At 72.7% G+C, this 20,920-nt stretch carries 21 protein-coding genes and 1 pseudogene; 8 read left to right on the top strand and 14 right to left on the bottom strand.

Features of this window, described 5'->3' with window-relative positions; all coding sequences use genetic code 11:
• From J7I94_RS38525 to J7I94_RS23740, 7 genes and pseudogenes are all read right to left on the bottom strand, one after another.
• Positions 1-1,296, bottom strand: a pseudogene (locus tag J7I94_RS38525) (5,6-dimethylbenzimidazole synthase); the annotation flags it as partial.
• Positions 1,297-1,697: 401 nt separating this feature from the next.
• Positions 1,698-2,915: a precorrin-6y C5,15-methyltransferase (decarboxylating) subunit CbiE gene (gene cbiE / locus J7I94_RS23765; protein ID WP_215169799.1), complete on the bottom strand. Its 1,218-nt coding sequence runs from the start codon at positions 2,913-2,915 to the stop codon at positions 1,698-1,700.
• Positions 2,916-3,001: 86 nt separating this feature from the next.
• Positions 3,002-3,640 (bottom strand): GNAT family N-acetyltransferase, encoded by a 639-nt coding sequence (locus tag J7I94_RS23760; RefSeq protein ID WP_215169797.1) that lies wholly within the window; start codon positions 3,638-3,640, stop codon positions 3,002-3,004.
• Between the two features lie 154 nt (positions 3,641-3,794).
• Positions 3,795-4,622, bottom strand: a complete 828-nt coding sequence (locus J7I94_RS23755; RefSeq protein WP_215169795.1) for a MetQ/NlpA family ABC transporter substrate-binding protein — start codon at positions 4,620-4,622, stop codon at positions 3,795-3,797.
• Positions 4,623-4,690: 68 nt separating this feature from the next.
• A complete protein-coding gene (locus tag J7I94_RS23750; protein WP_215169793.1) occupies positions 4,691-5,428 on the bottom strand; it encodes a methionine ABC transporter permease in 738 nt (245 codons plus the stop codon).
• Positions 5,425-6,513 (bottom strand): methionine ABC transporter ATP-binding protein, encoded by a 1,089-nt coding sequence (locus tag J7I94_RS23745; RefSeq protein ID WP_215169814.1) that lies wholly within the window; start codon positions 6,511-6,513, stop codon positions 5,425-5,427. The genes J7I94_RS23750 and J7I94_RS23745 overlap by 4 nt, the downstream gene beginning before the upstream one ends.
• A gap of 322 nt (positions 6,514-6,835) precedes the next feature.
• Complete coding sequence (locus J7I94_RS23740) at positions 6,836-7,486, bottom strand: HAD-IA family hydrolase (protein WP_215169791.1); 651 nt, start codon at positions 7,484-7,486, stop codon at positions 6,836-6,838.
• Between the two features lie 70 nt (positions 7,487-7,556).
• On the opposite strand from J7I94_RS23740, the gene J7I94_RS23735 reads away from it, so the two are divergent.
• Together J7I94_RS23735 and J7I94_RS23730 are read left to right on the top strand one after the other, a co-directional pair.
• Entirely contained in the window at positions 7,557-7,916 is a 360-nt protein-coding gene (locus J7I94_RS23735) for a hypothetical protein (protein ID WP_215169789.1), read from the top strand.
• 1 nt (position 7,917) lies between these two features.
• Positions 7,918-8,334, top strand: coding sequence for a hypothetical protein (locus tag J7I94_RS23730; protein WP_215169787.1), 417 nt, complete (start codon positions 7,918-7,920; stop codon positions 8,332-8,334).
• A gap of 26 nt (positions 8,335-8,360) precedes the next feature.
• Here the strand turns inward: J7I94_RS23730 and J7I94_RS23725 are convergent, their stop codons facing one another.
• The 3 genes from J7I94_RS23725 to J7I94_RS23715 all read right to left on the bottom strand — a co-directional run bounded on the left by J7I94_RS23725 (position 8,361) and on the right by J7I94_RS23715 (position 10,669).
• Positions 8,361-8,858 carry a GNAT family N-acetyltransferase gene (locus J7I94_RS23725; RefSeq protein WP_215169785.1) on the bottom strand — a complete coding sequence of 166 codons (498 nt, stop codon included), beginning with the start codon at positions 8,856-8,858 and terminating at the stop codon, positions 8,361-8,363.
• A gap of 57 nt (positions 8,859-8,915) precedes the next feature.
• Positions 8,916-9,410 (bottom strand): sigma-70 family RNA polymerase sigma factor, encoded by a 495-nt coding sequence (locus J7I94_RS23720; protein WP_215169783.1) that lies wholly within the window; start codon positions 9,408-9,410, stop codon positions 8,916-8,918.
• A gap of 89 nt (positions 9,411-9,499) precedes the next feature.
• The gene (locus tag J7I94_RS23715; protein ID WP_215169781.1) at positions 9,500-10,669 is read right to left on the bottom strand and encodes a glycerophosphodiester phosphodiesterase; all 1,170 of its coding nucleotides are present in this window, start codon (positions 10,667-10,669) and stop codon (positions 9,500-9,502) included.
• Between the two features lie 486 nt (positions 10,670-11,155).
• Between J7I94_RS23715 and J7I94_RS23710 the strand changes: the two genes are divergently transcribed.
• A complete protein-coding gene (locus tag J7I94_RS23710) occupies positions 11,156-11,788 on the top strand; it encodes a 1-acyl-sn-glycerol-3-phosphate acyltransferase (protein WP_251075621.1) in 633 nt (210 codons plus the stop codon).
• Between the two features lie 106 nt (positions 11,789-11,894).
• Here the strand turns inward: J7I94_RS23710 and J7I94_RS23705 are convergent, their stop codons facing one another.
• The 4 genes from J7I94_RS23705 to argH form a co-directional block, all read right to left on the bottom strand.
• Positions 11,895-13,505 (bottom strand): MFS transporter, encoded by a 1,611-nt coding sequence (locus tag J7I94_RS23705; protein WP_215169779.1) that lies wholly within the window; start codon positions 13,503-13,505, stop codon positions 11,895-11,897.
• The gene (locus J7I94_RS23700; protein WP_251075615.1) at positions 13,502-14,053 is read right to left on the bottom strand and encodes a TetR/AcrR family transcriptional regulator; all 552 of its coding nucleotides are present in this window, start codon (positions 14,051-14,053) and stop codon (positions 13,502-13,504) included. The genes J7I94_RS23705 and J7I94_RS23700 overlap by 4 nt, the downstream gene beginning before the upstream one ends.
• A gap of 90 nt (positions 14,054-14,143) precedes the next feature.
• Complete coding sequence (locus J7I94_RS23695) at positions 14,144-15,094, bottom strand: aldo/keto reductase (RefSeq protein ID WP_215169775.1); 951 nt, start codon at positions 15,092-15,094, stop codon at positions 14,144-14,146.
• Positions 15,095-15,257: 163 nt separating this feature from the next.
• Positions 15,258-16,685, bottom strand: coding sequence for an argininosuccinate lyase (gene argH / locus J7I94_RS23690; RefSeq protein ID WP_215169773.1), 1,428 nt, complete (start codon positions 16,683-16,685; stop codon positions 15,258-15,260).
• A 213-nt stretch (positions 16,686-16,898) separates the two neighbouring features.
• On the opposite strand from argH, the gene J7I94_RS23685 reads away from it, so the two are divergent.
• Genes J7I94_RS23685 through J7I94_RS23665 form a run of 5 tightly spaced genes read left to right on the top strand, consistent with a single transcriptional unit; the run spans position 16,899 to position 20,898 of the window.
• A complete protein-coding gene (locus tag J7I94_RS23685; RefSeq protein ID WP_215169771.1) occupies positions 16,899-17,486 on the top strand; it encodes a pyridoxamine 5'-phosphate oxidase family protein in 588 nt (195 codons plus the stop codon).
• Between the two features lie 3 nt (positions 17,487-17,489).
• Positions 17,490-18,182: a L,D-transpeptidase gene (locus tag J7I94_RS23680; RefSeq protein WP_215169769.1), complete on the top strand. Its 693-nt coding sequence runs from the start codon at positions 17,490-17,492 to the stop codon at positions 18,180-18,182.
• A 60-nt stretch (positions 18,183-18,242) separates the two neighbouring features.
• Entirely contained in the window at positions 18,243-19,625 is a 1,383-nt protein-coding gene (locus J7I94_RS23675; protein ID WP_215169767.1) for a ferric reductase-like transmembrane domain-containing protein, read from the top strand.
• A 33-nt stretch (positions 19,626-19,658) separates the two neighbouring features.
• Positions 19,659-20,129 (top strand): FMN-binding protein, encoded by a 471-nt coding sequence (locus J7I94_RS23670; RefSeq protein ID WP_215169765.1) that lies wholly within the window; start codon positions 19,659-19,661, stop codon positions 20,127-20,129.
• A 31-nt stretch (positions 20,130-20,160) separates the two neighbouring features.
• Positions 20,161-20,898, top strand: coding sequence for an FAD:protein FMN transferase (locus J7I94_RS23665; RefSeq protein WP_215169810.1), 738 nt, complete (start codon positions 20,161-20,163; stop codon positions 20,896-20,898).
• Positions 20,899-20,920 lie beyond the last annotated feature (22 nt).

The following is a 20,920-nucleotide window of genomic DNA, read 5'->3' as shown; positions in this document are numbered from 1 at the left end:
CTCGGGGGCAGCCTCGGGCTCGGCGGCCGCTACGGCCTCGGGGGCAGCCTCGGGCTCGGGAGCCGCTACGGCCTCGGGGGCAGCCCCGGGTTCGGCCCCGGGGACCTGATCCGCGTCGGTGGCGCTTGCCTCCGGCGCGTCCGGCGTCCGGACATCCTGGGCCACCGGCGCCTCAGCGGCCTCCGGCGCCTGCGTCTCCACCGGACCGGACACATCGAAGCCGTGGCCCGCCACCGGACCAGCCACGTCAGAGCCCTCGCCCGCCACCGGACCAGCCACGTCAGAGCCCTCGCCCGCCGCCGGGCCGGGGACCGCGGGCACCTGCTCGTCCACGGAACCGGCCGCCTCGGCCACCTGCCCCGCCACGGAGTCAGGAGCCTCAGGCCCCTGCCCCTCGGCAGCACCGGTCGCCTCAGCCGCCTGGCCCTCGACAGGACCGGGCACCTCCGACGCCTCCGACGCCTCCGCCTCCGCGGAACCAGGCACGTCCGGACCGGGCACCCCCGCCCCCGAAGGCTCGACGGCGGCCTCGGGTGCCTCCAGAGCCGGGGCGCCGGGCGTCTCCGTGGGCGCGGTCACGGGCTCCGGAGCCTGCGAGTCCTCCGCCTCGGCAACCTGGCCCGCGCTCTCCTGCGCGTCGGCCTCGGCGGAGACCGCGCCGGCCTCCGCACCGACCTCCGTGCCGGCCTGCGCCACGTCCTGCGACTGCTCCGCCGAGCGCTCCGGCTGGGTCGCCACCCGGGCCACGACGGCCTGGGCCACGCCCGCCGGACCCGGACCCGGACCCGGTGCCGGAGCAACCGTTTCGGCGGCCCCCGCGACGGCGCCCACTCGGGGCTGGGGCGCCGCCGTCTGCGACGGGTCGAGGTGCTCGGGGCCGGTGGCCGGGGGAACGGCGGGTCTGTTCGGCGCGGTGGCCGGGCCGCGGTCGGCGAGGGAACGGACCGGGCTCGCCGAGGCGTCGGGGATCGGCGGGCCGAGGTGCAGGGGCCGGCGCGGGGCGGCCGGGGCCGGGCCCGGCGAGCGGACCGCGCCGAGATCGAACGCACCGCTGTCGCGGCCGGACGTCTCGTGCGGCTCCGGCTCGTGGACGGCCTCGACGACGGGCTCCGGGGCGGGCGGCGCGACCTCGTTGCCCCAGGCGCTCTGGGCACCGGGCAGCAGCAACAGGTCCTCGTCCTCGGCGGTGGTCTCGGAGAGGTAGGTGTACGCACCCGGCGCGGCAACGCCCGGCTGCTCCACCATGCCTGCGTTCTCCGGCAGCCCCTCGCCCGGGATCTGGCCGGTGTCGGTCATGCGTACCCCTCGCCCATCGGTTAGTGCTCCTACGACCAGCTCACCCGGAACGGCGCACCGACCGCTCCGTGGTGAAGAACGAGCGTGCGTGCCCAGCGGCACGAACGACCCGCCGGAAAAGGCGACAAAGCCATTGAGTGGCATTCTCGCGGTCGTTCGCCCGCCACGACAGCTTGATCCGCGACGGGCCGCTGTGGACTGCGCCACGTTGCGCGCCCTCAGGTTTCGCCGTACCACACCCGCCCAAAAGGGTCAGGTTTTCCGGACATTGACCGACGAAGCGTCGGGTGCCCGAGAGCGGTACAACGATCGGCCAGCCTACCGCGCGCGGTACGACAACCGGATCACGGGGCGCGGTCCTCCCGCTCCGGCAGTCCCGCCCGTCACCCGGCCACCACCCCTCAACGAGGCGCTTCGCGCCGCGGCAGTTCTCCGCTGAGCAGGAACGCGACGCTCCGCTCGGTCTCCGTCCAGGCGCGGGTGTCGAGTCCGACGGACTGGAGCAGGGCGCACTCGACGCGGAAACCGTGCTCGGTGAGGTCCCGGCCGACGAGTTCGGCCTCGTCGCGGGTGGCGGCGTGGGCGACGATGCGCTGCGGGCGGCGGTCGGCGACCGCGGAGACCACGGCCGCTCCCCCGCCGCCGACGCGGACGACGTCCGGTTCGGGCAGGTTCTCCAGTACGTGCGGGGCGGTGCCCTGGATGATCTGGAGCTGGACGCCGAAGCGGCGGGCGGTGGCGTCGGTGCGGGCGCAGGCGGCCAGGTCGCGGTCGACGGCGATGACGGCGGCGCCGCCGCGGGCGGCCTCGGTGGCGAAGGCGCCGCTGCCGCAGCCGATGTCCCACACGAGGTCGCCGGGCCGGGGGCCGAGGCGGGCGAGCTGGGCGGCGCGCAGCAGGTCCGTCTCGCCCTCGCCGAGTCCGCCGCCGTACGCCTCGGCGGGCAGGGACCAGCCGCGCGGACCGGTGGCCGGGTCGCGTCCGGCGATCCAGCCGGTGCCGTCCGCCGTGCCGGGCGAACCGCCGATGACGATGACGACGTTGGGGTCCCGCCAGGTGTGGTCGGCGGCCTTGTCGGAGGTGACGACGGCGACCCGTTCGCGGGTGGTGCCGAGTTCCTCGCAGATGACGAAGGTGCGGTGCACGCCCTCCAGCAGCAGGCCGAGTTCGGCGGGTCCGGCGCCCGGGGAGGTGAGGACGGCGACCTTGGTGTGGGCCCGGCAGACGTTGACCGCGCGCCGCAGGGTGCGGGGGTGGGCGACGACCACCTGGGCGTCGTCCCAGGGCATCCCGGCGCGGGCGAAGGCGGCGGCGACGGAGGAGACCGCGGGGACGACCTCGACCTCCAGGCCGAACTCGGGTGCCCGCAGGGTGCGTACGACGCCGAAGAAGCCGGGGTCGCCGTCGGCGAGCACGACCGCCGTGCCCCGGTGGGCGGCGATGCGGCGGGCGGCGAGGGCGACGCTGCCGAGGCGGACGCGCTCGGCGGCGGGGGGTACTTCGGGCAGCGCCAGATGGTGTCCGGCACCGGCCACCAGGGTGGCGGCGCCGAGGGCGGAGCGTGCCGCGGCGGTCAGCGGCGAGCCGTCCCAGCCGATCACCGTGACGCGGTCGGCCATCGTCGTCAGTCTCCAGGTTTTCGCAGGTCGTGGTAGAGGGCTGGCCCCTGACGGAGCTCAGTGAGCGTACCCGCCGACGGAGCGGGTCAGCTCCAGTCGGTGAAGGTGGTGAAGCCGGTGTCGGCCAGGTGCTCGGCCGCGCCTTCGAGGTCCTCGGGCAGCAGGCTCCACACGATGAAGTCGGTGCGTACGTCGGACCAGGTGCCGTCCTCGGCCCGGACGTGGGCTATGCAGGCGTTGCGCAGGACGCCCTCGCTGATGCAGCCGATCTTCTGGGCGACCTGCTGGGAGGCGGTGTTGTCGGCGGCGGTGCGCAGTTCGATGCGCTCGAGTTTCTGGTCGCCGAAGAGCCACTGGGCGGTGGCGAGCGCGGCCTCGGAGGCGTAGCCCTCGCCGCGCGCCCAGGGGGCGACGATGTACGACAGCTCGGTGGAGCGTACGTGCCAGTTGGTCTTGGTGAGCTGGACGATGCCGACCAGGCGCTGGGTGAGGAACTCGGTGACGGCGAGGTCGAGTCCGCGGCCGGCCGCGCGTTCGGCGGGGGCGTGCTCGGTGATCCAGGTGCGGGCACCCGCCTCGCTGAAGGGCTGCGGGACGTCGGTCCAGGCGCCGACCTGTTCGTCGTTCATCATGGCGGCGAGGGCGGGGACGTCGTCCTCGTCGAGGGGACGCAGCACCAACCGCTCCGTGCTGATGGAGATGTTGGGGAAGGTGCTGCTCGTCATGCGCCGCTCCGTAACCTTCGAACCGTCGAAACCGTCAGGGCCTCACCGTCAGGGGCCTCACTGAACTGCCCAGCATGCAGCATGCGGCCACGGAACCGCACCACGGGGTCGGCTCCGGGCGGGAGCGGACCCCGTGGTGCGGGTGCCGGCGGGATCAGAAGGAGGCGATGACGGAACCGGAGTAGTTCTCGTCGATGAACTTCTTGACCTCGTCGGAGGTGAGGAGCTTGGCGAGCTTCTCGACCCGCGGGTCGTCCTCGTTGCCCTCCTTGACCACCAGGAGGTTGACGTTCGGGTTGTTCTCGGCCGACTCCAGGACCAGCGCGTCCTCGGACGGCTTGAGGTCGGCCTCCAGCGCGTAGTTGCCGTTGATGACGGCGGCGTCCACGTCGTTCAGGGAGCGCGGGGTCTGGGCCGCCTCCAGCTCCTTGAACTTGAGGTTCTTGGGGTTCTCGGTGATGTCGGCGGTGGTGGCCGAGGTGCCGACGCCGTCCTTGAGGGTGAGCAGCCCGTTGTCGGCCATCAGCTGGAGGGCGCGGGCCTCGGTGACGGTGTCGTTGGGGACGGCGATGGTGGCGCCGTTCTTGAGGTCGCTCGCCTTGTCGGCCTTGTTCGAGTACAGGCCGAGCGGCTCCAGGTGGACGGAGGCGACGGACTTCAGATGGGTGCCGTTCTTCTTGTTGAAGTCCTCCAGGTACGGCTCGGTCTGGAAGTAGTTGGCGCCCACCGAGCCGTCCTCGGTCGCCGTGTTCGGCGTGACGTAGTCGGTGAACTCCTTGACCTCCAGGTCGAGGCCGGCCTTCTTCGCCAGGTTGTCCTTGACGTAGTTCAGGATCTCGGCGTGCGGCACGGGCGTCGCGGCGACGACCAGCGGGCCGGAGGTGTCGGAGGCGGAGTCGCTGCCCGAGCCGCAGGCGGTGAGCCCGAGGGTGAGGGCTCCGGCGGCGAGGACGGCGGTGGTGAACTTGGCGGTGTTACGCACGAAAAGTGCCTTTCCTTCAGGGTGGAGCTGCCCCGGATGAGGGGCGTTCTGGGGGACGGGCGCCCGGGTCAGGCGACCTTGCTGATGTCGGCCGCCGCGGGCTCCTTCGCCTTCAGCAGCCTCAGCTTCGGGCCGGGGCCGGAACGGGCGCCGCGCCGGTGCAGGGCTCGGGCGGCGTAGTCGCCGGCGAACTGGATGACGGAGATGGCGACGGCGAGGACCGCCACGGTGATCCACATCAGGCCGGTCTCGAAGCGCTGGTAGCCGTAGCGGACGGCGAGGTCGCCGAGGCCGCCGCCGCCGACGGTGCCGGCCATGGCGGAGTAGCCGATGAGGGCGATGACCGTGGTCGTGGTGGAGGCGATCAGGGAGGGCAGGGCCTCGGGGACCAGGACCTTGCGGACGACGGTCCAGGTGTTGCCGCCCATCGCCTGCACGGCCTCGACCAGTCCGCCGTCGACCTCACGCACCGCCGTCTCGACCAGCCGCGCGAAGAACGGGATGCCGCCGATGGCCAGCGGCACGATCGCGGCGGTGGAGCCGATGGTGGTCCCGGTGATCCAGCGGGTGAAGCTCATCAGGGCGACCATGAGGATGATGAACGGCATCGAGCGGGCGACGTTCACGATCTGCCCGAGGACCTTGTTCACCGGGGTGCTCTGGAGCAGGCCGCCCCGGTCGGTGAGGACCAGCAGGACGCCGATCGGCAGGCCGGCGACGACCGCGATCAGGGTCGACCAGCCGACCATGACCAGCGTCTCCCGACACGCCTGCTCCAGCAGGGGCTGCATCTCGGACCAGGTCATCGCGCGCCTTCCTTCACCGGTTCGGAGCCGTCCACCACGTCGATCTGGAGGCCCTGTTCGCGCAGGAAGCCGACGGGCACGACGTTGTCCTCGTAGCGGCCGGGCAGTTCGATGCGCATCCGGCCGACCTGGAGGCCGCCGACGGTGTCGATGGCCGCGCCCAGGATCGATATGTCGATGTTGTAGGTGCGGGAGAGCTGGGAGATGACCGGCTGGGTGGCGGCCTCGCCGTGGAACGTGACGTCGACGACGGTGCGGTCCTCGGCGGTGCGCTCGCCGGTCACCGGGAAGAGCGCGGCGGCCAGCTCGGAGTCCGGGGTGGCGAGCAGTTCGCTCACGGTGCCGGACTCGACGATCCGGCCCGACTCCATCAGGGCGGCCGAGTCGCAGATGCTCTTGACGACGTCCATCTCGTGCGTGATGAGCAGCACGGTCAGGCCGAGCTGCCGGTTCAGGTCGCGCAGCAGCTGGAGGATGGAGCGGGTGGTCTCGGGGTCGAGGGCGCTGGTGGCCTCGTCGGAGAGGAGCACCTTGGGGTCGCCGGCCAGGGCGCGGGCGATGCCGACGCGCTGCTTCTGGCCGCCGGAGAGCTGGGCGGGGTAGGACTTCGCCTTGTCGGCGAGGCCGACCAGGTCGAGCAGTTCCAGCGCCTTGGCGGAACGTTCCTTCCCCGACTTGCCGAGGATCTCCAGCGGCAGTTCGACGTTGTCCTGCACGGTCCGGGTGGAGAGCAGGTTGAAGTGCTGGAAGACCATGCCGATACGGCTGCGCGCCTGCCGCAGTTCCTTGCCGGCCCGGGGCCCGCGGCCGGCCAGGGCGGTGAGGTCCTGTCCGGCGACGGTGACCGTGCCGGAGGTGGGGCGCTCCAGCAGGTTGACGCAGCGGATCAGCGAGGACTTGCCGGCGCCGGACTGGCCGATGACGCCGTAGACCTCGCCTTCGCGGACATGCAGATCGACGCCGTCGAGGGCGGTGACCTCACGACCGCGTGAGCGGTAGACCTTTGTCAGGCCGGAGGTGGTGATCACGTGGGTTTCCGTCACTGTCGAGTGCGCGGGCGCGGGTGGGCCCGGGCACGGGTGCATGCGGTTCGAAGGACGCGGCACGGTTCTCGCGGTGGCGGTGGAACCGACAGGAGACATGTGCGCGCGGCCGGGGCTCGGCCGCCTGCGGCGACCGGAGCCGGCTCTCGCTTCGGGGCGCGAGGCTCGGTGGTGCGGGGGCCCTCTAGCAGGCGCGCATTCGACCCGTACAACGAGCACCGGGCGTCATGGTCGCCTCGGTCGCAGGAGTGCGGTCGCTCGTCGTGGTCATGCGAGTAGTAAAGCAGACGTATACGTTCGACCAGGAGACCACTGTCCGCATAGTGGACGGTGGTGATACGGCGGTGGACGCGGACGCCGCGCGTCAGTCGCGTACGGAGATCTCCACGCCCCCGTCCGTGACCAGTACGGACAAGGCCGACAGATCCTCGACGACCAGGTCGGCGTCCAGTTCGTCGGCCCGGTGGGTTGTGGCCAACGCCACGGTCGCCATGCCGGCGGCGCGGCCGGAGCGGAGTCCGGCGGGGGCGTCCTCGAAGACGACACAGGCGGCCGGGTCGGCGCCGAGGGCGCGGGCGCCGAGCAGATAGGGCTCGGGGTCGGGCTTGCCGCGCGTGATGTCGTCGGCGGCTATCAGGGTCTTGGGCAGGATGCCGACGGCCGCCAGCCTGGCCTCGGCGAGGCGCCGGGTGGCGGAGGTGACGACGGCCCAGCGGTCGGCCGGCAGCGCGCCGAGGAGGCCGAGCGTGCCGGGGAGCAGGCGCACGCCCCCGCCGGGCACGTCCTCCACCTCCAGGTCCTCGATCCGCGCGACGGCCCCGGGCACGACGTCGGCGGGCAGCAGGTCGGCGGCGACCTCGGCGGCGGTACGGCCGTGCAGCTCGACCTTCCCGAACTCCTCGGCGGTGATCCCGTACTCCTGGGCCCACCGGGTCCAGCAGCGGTGCACGGACTCCAGGGAGGAGACGAGGGTTCCGTCGTTGTCGAACAGCAGGGCCTGCGCGCGGATCTTCATGCCGTCGACCCTACGGTGCCCGCCGGGGTCGGCCGCATCGGGCCGTTTCGGCCGTAATAAGGTCACTGGCATGCTTGACGTCCTGACGCTGGTGACCGCCGTCGCCGCGCTGCTGCTCGCCGCCTGGTGCGGCTGGGCCGCCTACCGTGACCAGCCGACGAAGGACTGGCACTTCATCGGCATGGCCGTGGTGACCGTGCTGGCGCTGGCGCAGCTGGTGATCGGGATCGTCCAGCTGGCGCGGGGCGAGGAGCCGGAGCAGGGCACGGTGATCTTCGTGGCCTATCTGGTCGGCGCCTTCGCGTGCGTCCCGGCGGCGGGGTTCATGTCCCTGGCCGAGCGGACCCGCTGGGGCTCGGTGACGGTGGCCGCCGGCGGAATCGTCCTCGCCGTCCTTCAGGTGCGGCTCTATGACATCTGGGGAGGCTGAGATGGTGACGGCCGAGAGCGAGCCGGAGCGGACACGGCTGATCGGCGGGCCCGGCATCCTGCTGGTGTGGCTGTACGGCGTGATGGTCGTCGGCGCGGTGTCGCGGTCCGTCTACCAGATCGCCACCGAGTTCGACCGGGCGCCGCTCGCGTACACGCTGTCCGCGGTGGCCGGCGTGGTCTACGGCTTCATCACCTACACCCTGGTGCGCGGCGGGGAGACGGCCCGCAGGGCGGCGCGGATCTGCTGCGCCGCCGAGTTGGCGGGGGTGCTGATCGTGGGCACCTGGACGCTGGTGGAGCCGTCCGCCTTCCCGGACTCGACCGTGTGGTCGGACTACGGGATGGGGTACGTCTTCATCCCGGTGCTGCTGCCGCTGTCCGCCCTGTACTGGCTGCGCCGGGCGCGCACCGCGTAAGCCCCGCGGGACGCCCGGCGCGACGCTCACGCCGTGGTCGCGTACGCCCCGGACTGCTTCTCCAGGATGATCATCGGGACGCCGTCCGCACCCTGCGCGGTGCCCACCGTCTCGTAGCCGACCCGCCGGTACAGCCGCAGGTTGCTCTCGCTGCGGTGGCCGGTGTGCAGGCGGAAGCGGGTGGCGCCGTGCTCCTCGGCGAGGGCCGCCTCGGCCGCCTTCAGCAGGCGGGCGCCGATGCCATGTCCCTGGAGACGGGGGTGGACACAGAGTTTGCCGATGGCCGCGGAACCGTCGTCGGTCTCCCGGCCGCGCACCGAGCCGACCACCTCGTCGCCGAGCCGCGCCACGAAGACGCAGTCCTTGGCGACCTCCTCGCGGACGGAGTCGAGGGTCTGGACGAGCGGGTCGATGCGGTAGTTGCCGTACAACGCCGCCTCGCTCTGGAAGCAGAGGTACTGCAGCCGGAAGATCTGCTCGGCATCCTGCTCGGTCGCCGCCGAGATGGTCACGCTCATGCCCATGTGCGCATGCCTCCCGCTCACCTGATCGCCTGTTGTTCCTCACTCCTATCCCCGTCGTCAGTCACCCGCAACCTCCGGCGTCAGCAATCGGCGCAGACATCCCAGACATCGGGAACGTTCCGGTCCAATACTGCCCTGTGAGATACCCAACTCCCCCGCGATCTCGCGGTAGGTCAGGTCGTCCGGCGACAGCAGCGCCATCATCAGCCGGGGGCAGCGGCCGGGCAGCCGGTGCACCGCGTCGCGCAGCGCCCGGTGGCGGGCGGCGACGAGGGCGAGCTGCTCCGGGCCGCGGTCGGCGACGTCGGTCGGCTCGGTGCCGTACGGGCGCTCGGCACGGGCGGTACGACGGGTGCGGCGGGCCTCGGTGCGCACGGCACTGCGCAGCCAGCGGTGCGGGTCCGCGGGCGGGTCGTCGGCGTCCAGGCGCTCCAGGAGGCGCAGCCAGACCGCCTGCTCCAGGTCCCCGGGCTCGACTCCGGACGCATATGCCTCGGCGGTGGCCTCGGCGGTGAGCAGCGGGCCCAGGAGGGTGAGCAGGTCGTGCGTCATATGCGGAGATACGACTGCCGCCCGGGCGGTGGTTGCCCGGGCGGCCGGATGTCACCCCAACCGGGGTGTTCGCCATATGTGTTGACGCGTCAGCTGTTGAGGAAGTCCTCGCGGGCCAGCAGGCCGGTGTCCGGGTTGTCGGTGAAGACGCCGTCGATGCCGGTGGCGAAGTACGCCTGGAAGGCGCCGAAGGCGTCGCCGTAGGCGTCGGCGTCGGTGCCCTTGCGGAAGTCGGCGGGGAGGAAGGGGTTCTCGTTGCGCATCGTGTACGGGTGCAGGATCAGGCCCGCCCGGTGTGCGTCGCGGACGAGGGTGGTCGGTGCGGTGAGCCGGCCGGCCGAGTCGCGCGGGATGATCAGGTCCAGGGTGGGGCCGATGCCCTGGGCGTAGGAGGCGATCTCCTTGAGCCCCTCGGGCGTGATCAGGTCGTCCGTGGTGCGGGGGTCTCCGGTCTCGACGAAGTCCCAGGGGCGCGAGCCGGCGCCGGAGAGCAGCACGGCGAGCGGGTTGCCGACCAGCTTGTTCATCCGCTGGATGCTGGTGGGCTCGAAGGACTGGACGATGACCGGGGAGTTCTTCTTGTCCTTGCCGTACCTGCGCAGCAGCTGCGCGAGGCGTTCCTCGGTGGGCAGGCCGAGCTTGCGGAAGTAGGTGGGGTGCTTCAGCTCGGGGTAGATCCAGACCTGCTTCCCCGTCCTGCGGGTCTGCTCGTCCTGCCAGCGCAGCACCTCCTCGAAGGTGGGGATCTCCCAGCGGCCGTCGTAGAGGGTGTTGTGCGGACGGTTGGCCGGGATGCGCTCGGTGGCGCGCAGCGTCTTCAGCTCGGCGAGGGTGAAGTCCTCGGTGAACCAGCCGGTGGTGGAGACGCCGTCGAGGACCTTGGTGGTCCTGCGGCCGGCGAACTCGGGGTGGTCGGCGACGTCCGTGGTCCCGCCGATCTCCGGTTCGTGCCGGCAGACGAGGTGACCGTCCTTGGTGGGCACCAGGTCGCCGGCCTCGACGATGTCGGCGCCCATGTCGAGGGCGAGTTGGTAGGAGCCCAGGGTGTGCTCGGGCCGGTTTCCGCTGGCCCCGCGGTGTCCGACGATGGTCGGCACGGGCAGGCTCCGCACGCCGCCGCCCTTCCCCCGGCCGGACCCGGCGGCTCTCGCCGTGCCGGACAGGCCCAGGGCCGCCCCGCCCGCGCCGAGCACCGCGGCGCCGAGGAGGGCCCGCCGTCCGGTGCCGCCGCTGTGCTCGTTCGACTCCCGCGTTCCCATGAGCGCCCCTTGTTCGTCTGGCCGTCGCCTGGTCGGATGCGGGCCGATCGTAGGGGCGCGTACGTGTCCGGAGGGAGACCTCGCGTCGAACGCGGGGGCGACACGGGATGTCGTATGGGAGGAGAGGGGCAGGAGGGCCTGGACGGGCTGGACGGTTGACGTTCCGTCGGCTTCCCTGCGGGCGGCGCGGGTACTCGGCCGGTGGCACACGGTGAGGACGGCACACGGGCTCCCCGCTCGGCGGGTGCGAACAACGTCACATTCGTTCCGGCCGGGTTTCCGGCGGGCGACGCCGCGCCCCACCAGGTGAACGCGTGTCACCGACACGTAAGACCCTGGTGGCCCGACGTGCGCGACCCTGGTGGCCGCGAGTAATGTCCTCACCTGCACAGACTGATACCGCATGCCCCGACGTCCCACGTCACACCGACACCGGAGGGTCCGTTGTCCCGCTTCGCGCTCATCAAGGCAGTGCTCGGTCCGATCATGCGCCTGATGTTCCGCCCACAGGTGGAAGGTGCGGAGAACATCCCGGGCGACGGCCCGGTGATCCTGGCCGGCAACCATCTCACGTTCATCGACTCCATCGTCCTGCCGATCGTCACCAAGCGGCAGGTCTTCTTCATCGGCAAGGACGAGTACGTCACCGGCAAGGGCCTCAAGGGCCGGCTGATGGCCTGGTTCTTCACCGGCGTCGGCATGATCCCGGTGGACCGGGACGGCGCGAGCGGCGGTGTGGCGGCGCTGATGACCGGGCGCCGGGTGCTGGAGGAGGGCCGGATCTTCGGCATCTACCCGGAGGGCACCCGCTCCCCCGACGGCCGCCTGTACCGGGGCCGCACCGGCTGCGCCCGGCTGACGCTGATGACCGGCGCGCCGGTCGTGCCGTTCGCGATGATCGGCACGGACAAGCTCCAGCCGGGGGGCCGGGGCCTGCCCCGTCCCGGCCGGGTCACCGTCCGGTTCGGCGAGCCGATGGAGTTCTCGCGGTACGAGGGGATGGACCGGGACCGTTATGTGCTGCGGGCGGTGACGGACTCGGTGATGACCGAGGTCATGCGGCTGTCCGGGCAGGAGTACGTGGACGTGTACGCGACGAAGGCCAGGAAGGCCGCGTAGGCCGCCCCGCGGGCGGAGTCCGGTTCCCCGCCCCGACAGCGCTGCGACGACGGCGGGCCGTTCTCCGGACGGCCCGCCGTCGTCGTACCCGGTGCGCCCCGGCGGGCTACGGCGCCTGCGCGCGCCCGGGGGCCGGCGGTGACGGGTCCCGCTCGTTCCCCGCGCCGGCCTCCAGGCCCTGTTCCTGCTCCTTCCCCGCGCCGCCCTCCAGCGCCTGCCCGCGCAGCAGGAACCAGGCCGCCACCGCAGCGGCGAGCAGGACGGCCGCGCCGATGCCCGCGGCGAGCGCCAGTCCGTCGACGAAGGACTGCCGGGCGGCGTCCAGCAGGGCCGCGCCCGTGTCGGCGGGCAGGCGGGCGGCGGACTCCACGGCGCCGCCCAGGGACTCGTGCGCCTCGGGCGGCGTGCCGGCCGGGCCGGTGAAGTCCCGGTAGACGCCGGTCACGATGGAGCCGAGCAGCGCGATGCCGAGGGCGGCGCCGAGTTCGTACGCCGTCTCGGAGACCGCGGAGGCGGTGCCCGCCTGGTCGCGGGGCACGCTGGAGAGGATCACGTCGGCGGTGACGGTGAACGCGAACCCGGCGCCGAGGCCGACCACCAGCAGGGCCGCGCCGAGCAGCGGGTAGCCGGTGTCCCGGCCGATGACGGTGAGCGCGGCCAGCGCGAGGCCGACGGCGGCCAGGCCGCCCGCGACCACGGCCCGTACCGAGAAGCGCCGGGCCGCGCGGCCGGCGACCAGACCGGCCGCCACCGCACCGAGCGCGGCGGGCAGTTCGGCCAGCCCCGCCTCGAACGGCCGCCTGCCCTGCACCAGTTGCAGGTACTGGGAGAGGAAGAACACCAGCCCCGACAGTCCCAGGACGGCCAGCAGGTCGGCCAGCACCGCCCCGCTGAAGCCCCGGCTGCGGAACAGCCGCATGTCGAGCAGCGGCACCGGCAGGGTGAGCTGGCGCCGGACGAACCCGTACAGCGCGGCGGCGCCCAGCAGGCCGGCCGCGAGCGTGCCCCACGCGAACCCGTGCGCGGCGGCCTCCTTGACCGCGTACACCGCACCGACCATGCCGACCAGCGACAGGACGACGCTGAACGGGTCGAACGGGCCGGGGGCCGGGTTCTTGGACTCCGGCAGCAGCTTGACACCGACGACGACCAGGACGGCCATCACGGGCAGGTTGATCAGGAAGACCGAGCCCCACCAGAAGTGTTCGAGCAGGAACCCGCCCAGCATCGGGCCGACCGCCGCGCCGGCGGAGGCGGCGGCGCCCCAGATGCCGACGGCGAGGCTGCGCTCGCGCGGGTCGTGGAAGAGGTTGCGGATCAGGGCCAGGGTGGCGGGCATGAGGGTGGCGCCCGCGACGCCGAGCAGCGCCCGCGCCAGGATCATCACCTCGGGGGTGTGCGCGTAGGCGTTGAGCACGGATATCGCGCCGAACGCCGTGGCGCCGGCGAGCAGGATCCGCTTGCGTCCGACGCGGTCGCCCAGGCTGCCCATGGTGACGAGCAGACCGGCGATGACGAACGAGTAGACGTCACCGATCCACAGCAACTGGGTACCGGAGGGAGCGAGATCCTCGCTGATGTAGGGGGTGGCGAGACCCAGGACGGTCGCGTCGACGGCCACCAGCAGCACGGCCAGGACGAGGACGGCGAGCGCCAGCCAGCGGCCGGGGCGGGTCACCGCCGCGGCCGGGTCGGCCGGTCGCAGGGTGCTGGTCATGCTCCCTCCCTCCTGAGCGCGCCGCCGAGCAGCAGCTCGACGACCAGGTGGGTGTAGTCGTTGCGCGCCACGCGGCCGTCCACCACCGCCCAGGCGCCGGAGGCCAGCAGGCCGTAGAACGCCTCGGTCAGCCAGACCGCGGGCAGGTCGATACGGAACTCGCCGCTCTCCTGGCCCCGCCGGAACAAGGCGGCGAGCCGCCTGTCGAGCCGGGTCCAGCCCTCGTCGACCTGGTCGCCCTCGAAGAGCTGGTTCTCGCTGTAGAGGAAGGCGAGCAGGGCGGCGGAGGGTTCGAGCGCGCCGACCGTGCGGCGTACGGCGTCGGCGGCCGGGCCCTCGTCGAGGCGCGCGGCGTCCAGGGCCGCCTCGCACTCGGCGATGCCCAGCGCTTCCAGCGCCCGCACCAGGGCGTCCCGTCCGGCGAACTGGCGGTGCAGCGTGGCCCGGCTGATCCCGGCCGCACGGGCGACCTCGTCCATGGTCGCGGTGGACTTCCGGGTCAGCAGGGCCGCGGCGGCGCGCAGCACATGGTCACGATCTACAGCCATGAGACAACCATAACCCGAATGAGACATCAATGTCTCACGGCGGGTGCACGCGACCCACGCCCGGGCTGTGCGTCGCGCGGTAGGGGGGCCTCAGTGCCAGGGCAGCTGCCCGCGTCGCTCCCAGTAGGCGCGCGGGTCCTCGGCGAGCGCGGCCAGGCGGGCCGCCTGACCGTCGTCGAGGACGGCCGTCGCGGCGTCCAGGTTGGAGCCGAGCTGGGCGACGGTCGCGGCGCCGGAGAGGACGACGTCCGCCCAGGGCTGCCGCAGGACCAGTGCGAGGGCGACGGCGTCACAGCCGAGGCCGGTCTCCTCGGCGACGGCCCGCAGCGCGTCCGGCGCGTGCGGGGCGGCGAGCCTGCCGTTGGCCATGCCCTCCTTGACGATCACGGAGAGCCCGGCGTCACGCGCCTCGGCGAGGGCCGGCCCCGCCGAGGTCTCCAGCGCGTTGTACGTCGACTGGACGGTACGGAAGAGGGGGGCGCCGTCGACCGTCACGGCGAGCGCGGCGCGGATGGCGTCGGCCTGGGCGGGACCGCTGGTGGAGAAGCCGACGGTGACGCCGCCGGCGGCGGCCTCGGCGAGCCGGGCGTGCAGGTCCTTGTCGGTGAGGGCCGGGCTGTCGGGGGTCACCGAGTGGATCTGGTAGAGGTCGAGCCGGTCGCCGAGCAGGGCGTCGGTCTCGGCGCGCTGACGTTCGTACGTGGCGAGCGTGTGGTCCTTGACCTCGTGCTTCTCGGCGTCGGTCGACCAGTCGGCGGTGTAGGTGTATCCCCACTTGCTGCCGACGGTCACGTCCTCGATCTCCGGCCGGGCGGTCAGCCAGCCGGCCAGGAACTCCTCGGAGCGGCCGTAGGAACGGGCGGCGTCGAAGTAGCGGACGCCGCTCGCGTACGCGGCGTCGAGGAGGTCGTGGGTGCGGCGGCGCAGCGAGGCGACGCTGCGGTCGTCTCCGAGGTCCGTTTCCCGGCCGAGGTTGATGTAGCCGGGGCGGCCTACTGCGGCCAGGCCGAAGCCGAGGCCTTGGGGGAGGGTGAGGGGCATCGCGGGTCCGTTCGGTCGGCCTTGAGAGGGCTGTCGACCAACGTAACCCGTGATGACCTTCGCCTCAGGGGGTGGGTTCGGGCGGTGGTTCGGCGGGCGCGGGTGGGGTGTGGCTGCTCGCGCCCACGTGGCGGGGCCGCGGAGCGATACCGCCCCGCGCCCCTCAACGCCTGGCCCGCGCCCACATGTGCTGCCGCTCCACGTCCGCCTTCACTTCCGCCAGCTGGATCGCCACCGCGCTCGGGGCCGTGCCGCCCCTGCCGTTGCGGGAGGCCAACGCTCCCTGGACGTTGAGGACGGAGCGGACCTCGGGCGTCAGGTGGGCGGAGATCTTGGCGAACTGCTCGTCGGTCAGCTCGTCCAGTTCCTTGCCCTCGGACTCGGCGGCCTTGACGCACTCGCCCGCGACCTCGTGCGCGACGCGGAACGGCACGCCCTGGCGGACCAGCCACTCGGCGATGTCCGTGGCGAGCGAGAACCCGGCCGGGGCCAGCTCCTCCATCCGCTCGCGGTGCACGGTGAGGGTGGCCATCATGCCGGTGAAGGCGGGGAGCAGGATCTCCAGCTGGTCGATGGAGTCGAAGACCGGCTCCTTGTCCTCCTGGAGGTCGCGGTTGTACGCGAGCGGGAGGGCCTTGAGGGTGGCCATGAGGCCGGTCAGATTGCCGATCAGGCGGCCGGACTTGCCGCGGGCCAGCTCGGCGATGTCCGGGTTCTTCTTCTGCGGCATGATCGACGAGCCGGTGGAGAACGCGTCGTGCAGGGTCACGAAGGAGAACTCCTTCGTGTTCCAGATGATGATCTCCTCGGCGATCCGGGAGACGTTCACCCCGATCATCGCGGTGATGAAGGCGAACTCGGCGACGAAGTCCCGGGAGGCCGTGCCGTCGATGGAGTTGGCGGCGCTGCCGTGCTCGAAGCCGAGGTCCTTCGCGACCGCCTCCGGGTCCAGGCCCAGGGACGAACCGGCCAGCGCGCCGGAACCGTACGGGGACACGGCCGTGCGCTCGTCCCACTGGCGCAGCCGCTCGGCGTCCCGGGACAGCGCCTGGACGTGGGCGAGGACGTGGTGGGCGAAGAGCACCGGCTGGGCGTGCTGAAGGTGGGTGCGGCCGGGCATCGCCACGTCCGGGTGGGCCTCGGCGAGGCCGATCAGCGCGTCCTGGAGGTCGGCGACCAGGCCTCCGAGGGTGCGGGCGTGGTCCCGCAGGTACATGCGGAAGAGCGTCGCCACCTGGTCGTTGCGGGACCGCCCGGCGCGCAGTTTGCCGCCGAGGTCGGGGCCGAGCCGCTCCAGCAGGCCCCGCTCCAGGGCGGTGTGCACGTCCTCGTCGGCGACGGTGCCCACGAAGTCCCCGGAGGCCACGTCGGCTTCGAGCCGGTCGAGCCCGGCGATCATGCGGGTCAGCTCGTCCTCGGTGAGCAGTCCCGCCTTGTGCAGCACGCGCGCGTGGGCACGCGAACCGGCGATGTCGTAGGGCGCGAGCCGCCAGTCGAAGTGGACGGACGCGGACAGCTTCGCCAGGGCCTCGGCGGGACCGTCGGCGAAACGGCCGCCCCAGAGCCGTACGTCACCGCTGTTGCTGCTCACTTGCGTCGCTCCTCGGGCTGCTCGGTCGCTGTTCTGCATGAGTATGCAGAGTAATGCATGATTCGTCAATTTCCGGTGGGCGCGTGAACACACGCAGAGGCGCTCACGTATCTCCGGGCGCCGGGGCCGTCCCGTTTCGCGCCGGCCGGGACGGCCGCCGGTACCTGCGCGAACCCCCGGACAGGGGCGCGCGGACGCCCATAATCGTTAGACATGGGAAAGACTTATGAGCGCATAGACGGCAGGCTCCGCACCTTCATCGAGTCCCAGCCCGTCTTCTTCACCGCCACCGCTCCGCTCGGCGCCGACGGCACGGTCAACCTCTCCCCCAAGGGACTCACGGGCTCCTTCGCGGTGCTGGACGAGCACACCGTGGCCTACCTCGACTTCGCCGGCTCCAACGCCGAGACCATCGCCCACCTGCGCGAGAACGGGCGGATCACTCTGATGTGGTGCGCCTTCCAGGGCCCGCCGAACATCGTCCGGGTGCACGGCCGCGGCGAGCCGGTCTTCCGCGACGACCCCCGCTTCCCCGGCCTGCTCGCCCGCTTCCCGGACATCGACCCCACCGCGCACGGCCTGCGCGCCGTCATCGTCGTGACGGCCGAACTGATCCGGGACACCTGCGGGTACGCCGTGCCCTTCATGGCGTACGAGCGGGACCGCGATCTGCACGCCAAGCGGTTCGCCCGCGAGGACGACGCCTCGCTCGACGCCTACTTCACCAGGAAGGAGCACATCGCGACCAGCCTGGACGGACTTCCCGGGCTGCCGTTGCCGTTGCCGCCCTCTACGGTCTGAGCCATGCGCCCCGGTGTCGTCGCCCTCGTCCTCGCGTCCTTCCTGCTCCCGGCGTTCTCCGCTCCCCCGGAGCCGCTGCCCGCGCGGATGGCGGCCACCGGCGGCGGCACCCAGCTGATCACCGCCGTCGCCCCGGACACCGCCTCCACCACCGGCACCGTCACCTGGTGGGACCGCGAGCGCGGCCGCTGGGCGCGGGCCGGATCGGCGCCCGCCCGGTTCGGGGCCGGCGGGCTGACAGAGGGGACGACGCGGAAGCAGGGCACGAACACCACCCCGACCGGCCTGTACGGCCTCCCCTACGCCTTCGGCATCGAACCGGCGCCGCCCGGGACGGCGTACCGCTACCGTCCCGTGCGCCAGGACTCCTGGTGGTGCCAGGACAACCGCTCCCGCTCCTACAACCGCTGGACCGAGCCCCGCCCCGCCGACTGCGCCGCCACCGAGGCCGAGCACCTGATCACGTACGGCACGCAGTACGCGCACGCCCTGGTCATCGGCTTCAACTACCACCGTCCGGTGCGGGGGCGCGGCGCGGGCATCTTCCTGCACGTGAACGGGGAGGGGGCGACGGCCGGGTGCGTGTCGGTGCCGGCCCGTGCCATGCGGGAGATCCTCCGCTGGGCAGACCCGGCGGCCCGGCCGCACATCGCGATCGGCACCTCGGGCGGGAAGACGGCGCTCACCCGGTACTGAACACTCGGCGGGCACGGCACGTACCTGTGGGCCAAGGGTCTTGTCCCCCACGGAGGAACCGTGACCACCACGCTCGCCGGCGGACGTGCCGCCCGCCGCCAGACGATGCGCCGCATCCGTCCGCGCCGTTCCCCGGCCGTCCCCCTGCTGCTCGCCGTGTGGGCGGGCGCGGCGGGCGTGTTGTGGCTGTGGTGGCGCAACACGCCCGCCATCTCCGACGACACCGCCCGGATCCTGGGCGCGGGCCGCATCACCGGGCTGCTCGCCGGCTACCTGATGGCGCTGGTCGTCCTCCAGATGGCCCGGGTGCCCGCCCTGGAGCGGCGGGTGGGCTCGGACCGGGTGGCCCGCTGGCACGCCATGACCGGCCGCTACACGCTCTGCCTGGTCCTCGCGCACCTCTTCCTGATCATGTGGGGGTACGCGCTCCAGTCCGGCCGGGGCCTCGGCGGCCTGGTCGCGCAGACGGTGGAGTCGGTGACCGGCCTCCCGGACCTCGGCAAGGCCACGATCGGCACCGGTCTGCTCCTGCTGATCGGCCTGCTCTCGGCCGGCCCGGTGCGCCGCCGCATCCCCTACGACGTCTGGTACCACGTCCATCTGCTGACCTACACGGCGGTGTTCCTGACCTTCTGGCACCAGCTGACCGCCGGGAACGACTTCGTCGTGGAGCCCGTCGCGCGGACCGTCTGGTACGCGCTGTACGGGTCGGTGACGGCGCTGGTGGTCTGGTACCGGATCGTCACGCCGCTGCGGCTGAACCTGCGGCACCGGATGCGGGTCGAGGCGGTCGTCGAGGAGACGCCCGGCATCGTGTCGGTGCTGATCGGCGGGCGGAAGCTGCACCGGATGGGGGCGGAGGCCGGGCAGTTCCTCCGGTGGCGCTTCATGGCGCCCGGCATGCGGTTCAGCTCCCACCCGTACTCGCTGTCGGCGGCGCCCCGCCCGGAGATGCTGCGGATCACGGTGAAGGCGATCGGCGACCACAGCGCACGGCTGCGGGAGCTGACGCCGGGCACCCGGGTGTGGGCGGAGGGCCCGTACGGGGCGCTGACCGCGCGGCGCCGCAGCCGCGGCAAGGTGCTGCTGGTGGCGGGCGGGGTCGGGATCACGCCGATGCGGGCGCTGTTCGAGACGCTGCCGGGCGCGGCCGGTGACATCACGCTGCTCTACCGGGCCAACAGCACCCAGGACCTCGCGCTGTGGGACGAACTGGCCGCGATCGCCGACGCGCGCGGCGCCCGCCTGATGTACGCGGTCAACAGCCCGGACGGGGCGCGTCCTGACATCTCGGCGGAGTCGCTGGCCCGCAAGATCCCGGACGTGGACCGTCACGACGTCTTCCTGTGCGGGCCGCCCGGTTTCGCGCGGTCGGTCTACGAGGCGCTGCGCGGCGCCGGGGTCCCGGCCCGCCGTATCCATCACGAGTCGTTCGAGATGTGAGCGCACGTCACGAGGAGAAGGAGAGCACGCGAGATGAGGAAGAGCCACCCCGTCCGGCGTGCCGTGCTCGCGGGCGCCGCGACGGTGACCGGCGTCGTGCTGCTGCTGTCGCTGAAACCGGCGTCCGACCCGGGCGCCCCGGCCGCCGCCCAGTCACCGCAGGGATCAGCACAGGGGTCGGCACAGGGATCAGCACAGGGGTCGGCACAGGGCAGCGGCCAGGACACCACCGCCGACACGGTCCTCGGCGACGCGGTCCGCACCCAGTACGGCCCCGTCCAGGTCCGCCTGACCCTCACCGACGGCAAGATCACCAAGGCGGAGGCCGTCCAAGCCCCCGAAGGCGGACGCAGCAGCCAAGTCACCGCCGACGCCATCCCCCAGCTCGACCGAGCCACCCTCACCACCGGCACCGCCGACATCGACACCGTCACAGGAGCGACGTACACCAGCGCCGGATACAAGCAGTCACTGCAGTCGGCCCTGGACAAGGCCGGTGGCTGAGCCCGCCGGGGTGCGTCATGTGGAGGAGGCGATGGGCACCGTCTTCTCCTTCGACGTCCGCGGCGGGGAACCGGCCGCCGTACGGGCGGCCCTCCGGGAGGCGGTCGCCGGGCTGCACCGGGCCGACGAGGTGTTCAGCACCTACCGCCGCGACAGCCAGATCTCCCGGCTGGCCCGGGGCGAGCTGACCGTCGAGGAGTGCGCGCCCGAGGTCGCCCGGGTGCTGGAGCTGGCGGCCGAGGCGGAACGGGTGAGCGAGGGCTGGTTCAGCACGTCGTACGAGGGCCGGCTCGACCCCACAGGGATCGTGAAGGGCTGGGCGGTGGAGCGGGCCGCGCGGCGGATCGCGGCGGCGGGGCCGGACGGCGTCAGCGTCAACGGGGGCGGGGACGTGCAGTTGCTCGGCGTGCCGGGGGCCGGCCGGCCGTGGCGGGTCGGCGTGTCGGACCCGCTGCGTCCGGGGGCGCTGGCGGCCGTCCTCTCCGCCGCCGGGGCGAGGGAGCTGGCCGTCGCGACCTCCGGGTCCGCCGAGCGCGGCGCCCATGTCGTCGACCCGCGCACGGGCCGCTCCGCCGTCACCGACCTCGTCTCGGTCACGGTGGTGGCGTCCAGCCTGACCTGGGCGGACTGCTGGGCGACGGCGGCCTTCGCGATGGGGTCGAGGGAGGGGCTGAGATGGCTGGAGTCCCTGGAGGGCGTGGAGGCCCTCCTGATCACGGCGGGCGACGAGGTGAGATGCACAGGCGGCCTCGCCTCTCGACTCGGGTGAGCGGAGGTACCTGAGGGGCGCG

The sequence above is a fragment of the Streptomyces sp. ISL-12 genome (assembly GCF_018614415.1).
Lineage (GTDB): Bacteria > Actinomycetota > Actinomycetes > Streptomycetales > Streptomycetaceae > Streptomyces.
This window is presented reverse-complemented; position numbering and strand designations above follow the sequence as displayed.

What these genes read in the sequence shown, in the direction of transcription:
- J7I94_RS23730 (WP_215169787.1), top strand. Translation starts at nt 7,918, where the DNA reads ATGGTGACGGCCGAGAGCGAGCCGGAGCGGACACGGCTGATCGGCGGG.
- J7I94_RS23685 (WP_215169771.1), top strand. Translation starts at nt 16,899, where the DNA reads ATGGGAAAGACTTATGAGCGCATAGACGGCAGGCTCCGCACCTTCATC.
- J7I94_RS23665 (WP_215169810.1), top strand. Translation starts at nt 20,161, where the DNA reads ATGGGCACCGTCTTCTCCTTCGACGTCCGCGGCGGGGAACCGGCCGCC.
- J7I94_RS23725 (WP_215169785.1), bottom strand. Translation starts at nt 8,858, where the DNA reads ATGGGCATGAGCGTGACCATCTCGGCGGCGACCGAGCAGGATGCCGAG.
- J7I94_RS23710 (WP_251075621.1), top strand. Translation starts at nt 11,156, where the DNA reads ATGCGCCTGATGTTCCGCCCACAGGTGGAAGGTGCGGAGAACATCCCG.
- J7I94_RS23745 (WP_215169814.1), bottom strand. Translation starts at nt 6,513, where the DNA reads ATGCACCCGTGCCCGGGCCCACCCGCGCCCGCGCACTCGACAGTGACG.
- J7I94_RS23720 (WP_215169783.1), bottom strand. Translation starts at nt 9,410, where the DNA reads ATGACGCACGACCTGCTCACCCTCCTGGGCCCGCTGCTCACCGCCGAG.
- J7I94_RS23715 (WP_215169781.1), bottom strand. Translation starts at nt 10,669, where the DNA reads ATGGGAACGCGGGAGTCGAACGAGCACAGCGGCGGCACCGGACGGCGG.
- J7I94_RS23740 (WP_215169791.1), bottom strand. Translation starts at nt 7,486, where the DNA reads ATGAAGATCCGCGCGCAGGCCCTGCTGTTCGACAACGACGGAACCCTC.
- J7I94_RS23695 (WP_215169775.1), bottom strand. Translation starts at nt 15,094, where the DNA reads ATGCCCCTCACCCTCCCCCAAGGCCTCGGCTTCGGCCTGGCCGCAGTA.
- J7I94_RS23680 (WP_215169769.1), top strand. Translation starts at nt 17,490, where the DNA reads ATGCGCCCCGGTGTCGTCGCCCTCGTCCTCGCGTCCTTCCTGCTCCCG.
- J7I94_RS23705 (WP_215169779.1), bottom strand. Translation starts at nt 13,505, where the DNA reads ATGACCAGCACCCTGCGACCGGCCGACCCGGCCGCGGCGGTGACCCGC.
- J7I94_RS23760 (WP_215169797.1), bottom strand. Translation starts at nt 3,640, where the DNA reads ATGACGAGCAGCACCTTCCCCAACATCTCCATCAGCACGGAGCGGTTG.
- J7I94_RS23735 (WP_215169789.1), top strand. Translation starts at nt 7,557, where the DNA reads ATGCTTGACGTCCTGACGCTGGTGACCGCCGTCGCCGCGCTGCTGCTC.
- J7I94_RS23670 (WP_215169765.1), top strand. Translation starts at nt 19,659, where the DNA reads ATGAGGAAGAGCCACCCCGTCCGGCGTGCCGTGCTCGCGGGCGCCGCG.
- cbiE (WP_215169799.1), bottom strand. Translation starts at nt 2,915, where the DNA reads ATGGCCGACCGCGTCACGGTGATCGGCTGGGACGGCTCGCCGCTGACC.
- J7I94_RS23700 (WP_251075615.1), bottom strand. Translation starts at nt 14,053, where the DNA reads ATGGCTGTAGATCGTGACCATGTGCTGCGCGCCGCCGCGGCCCTGCTG.
- J7I94_RS23750 (WP_215169793.1), bottom strand. Translation starts at nt 5,428, where the DNA reads ATGACCTGGTCCGAGATGCAGCCCCTGCTGGAGCAGGCGTGTCGGGAG.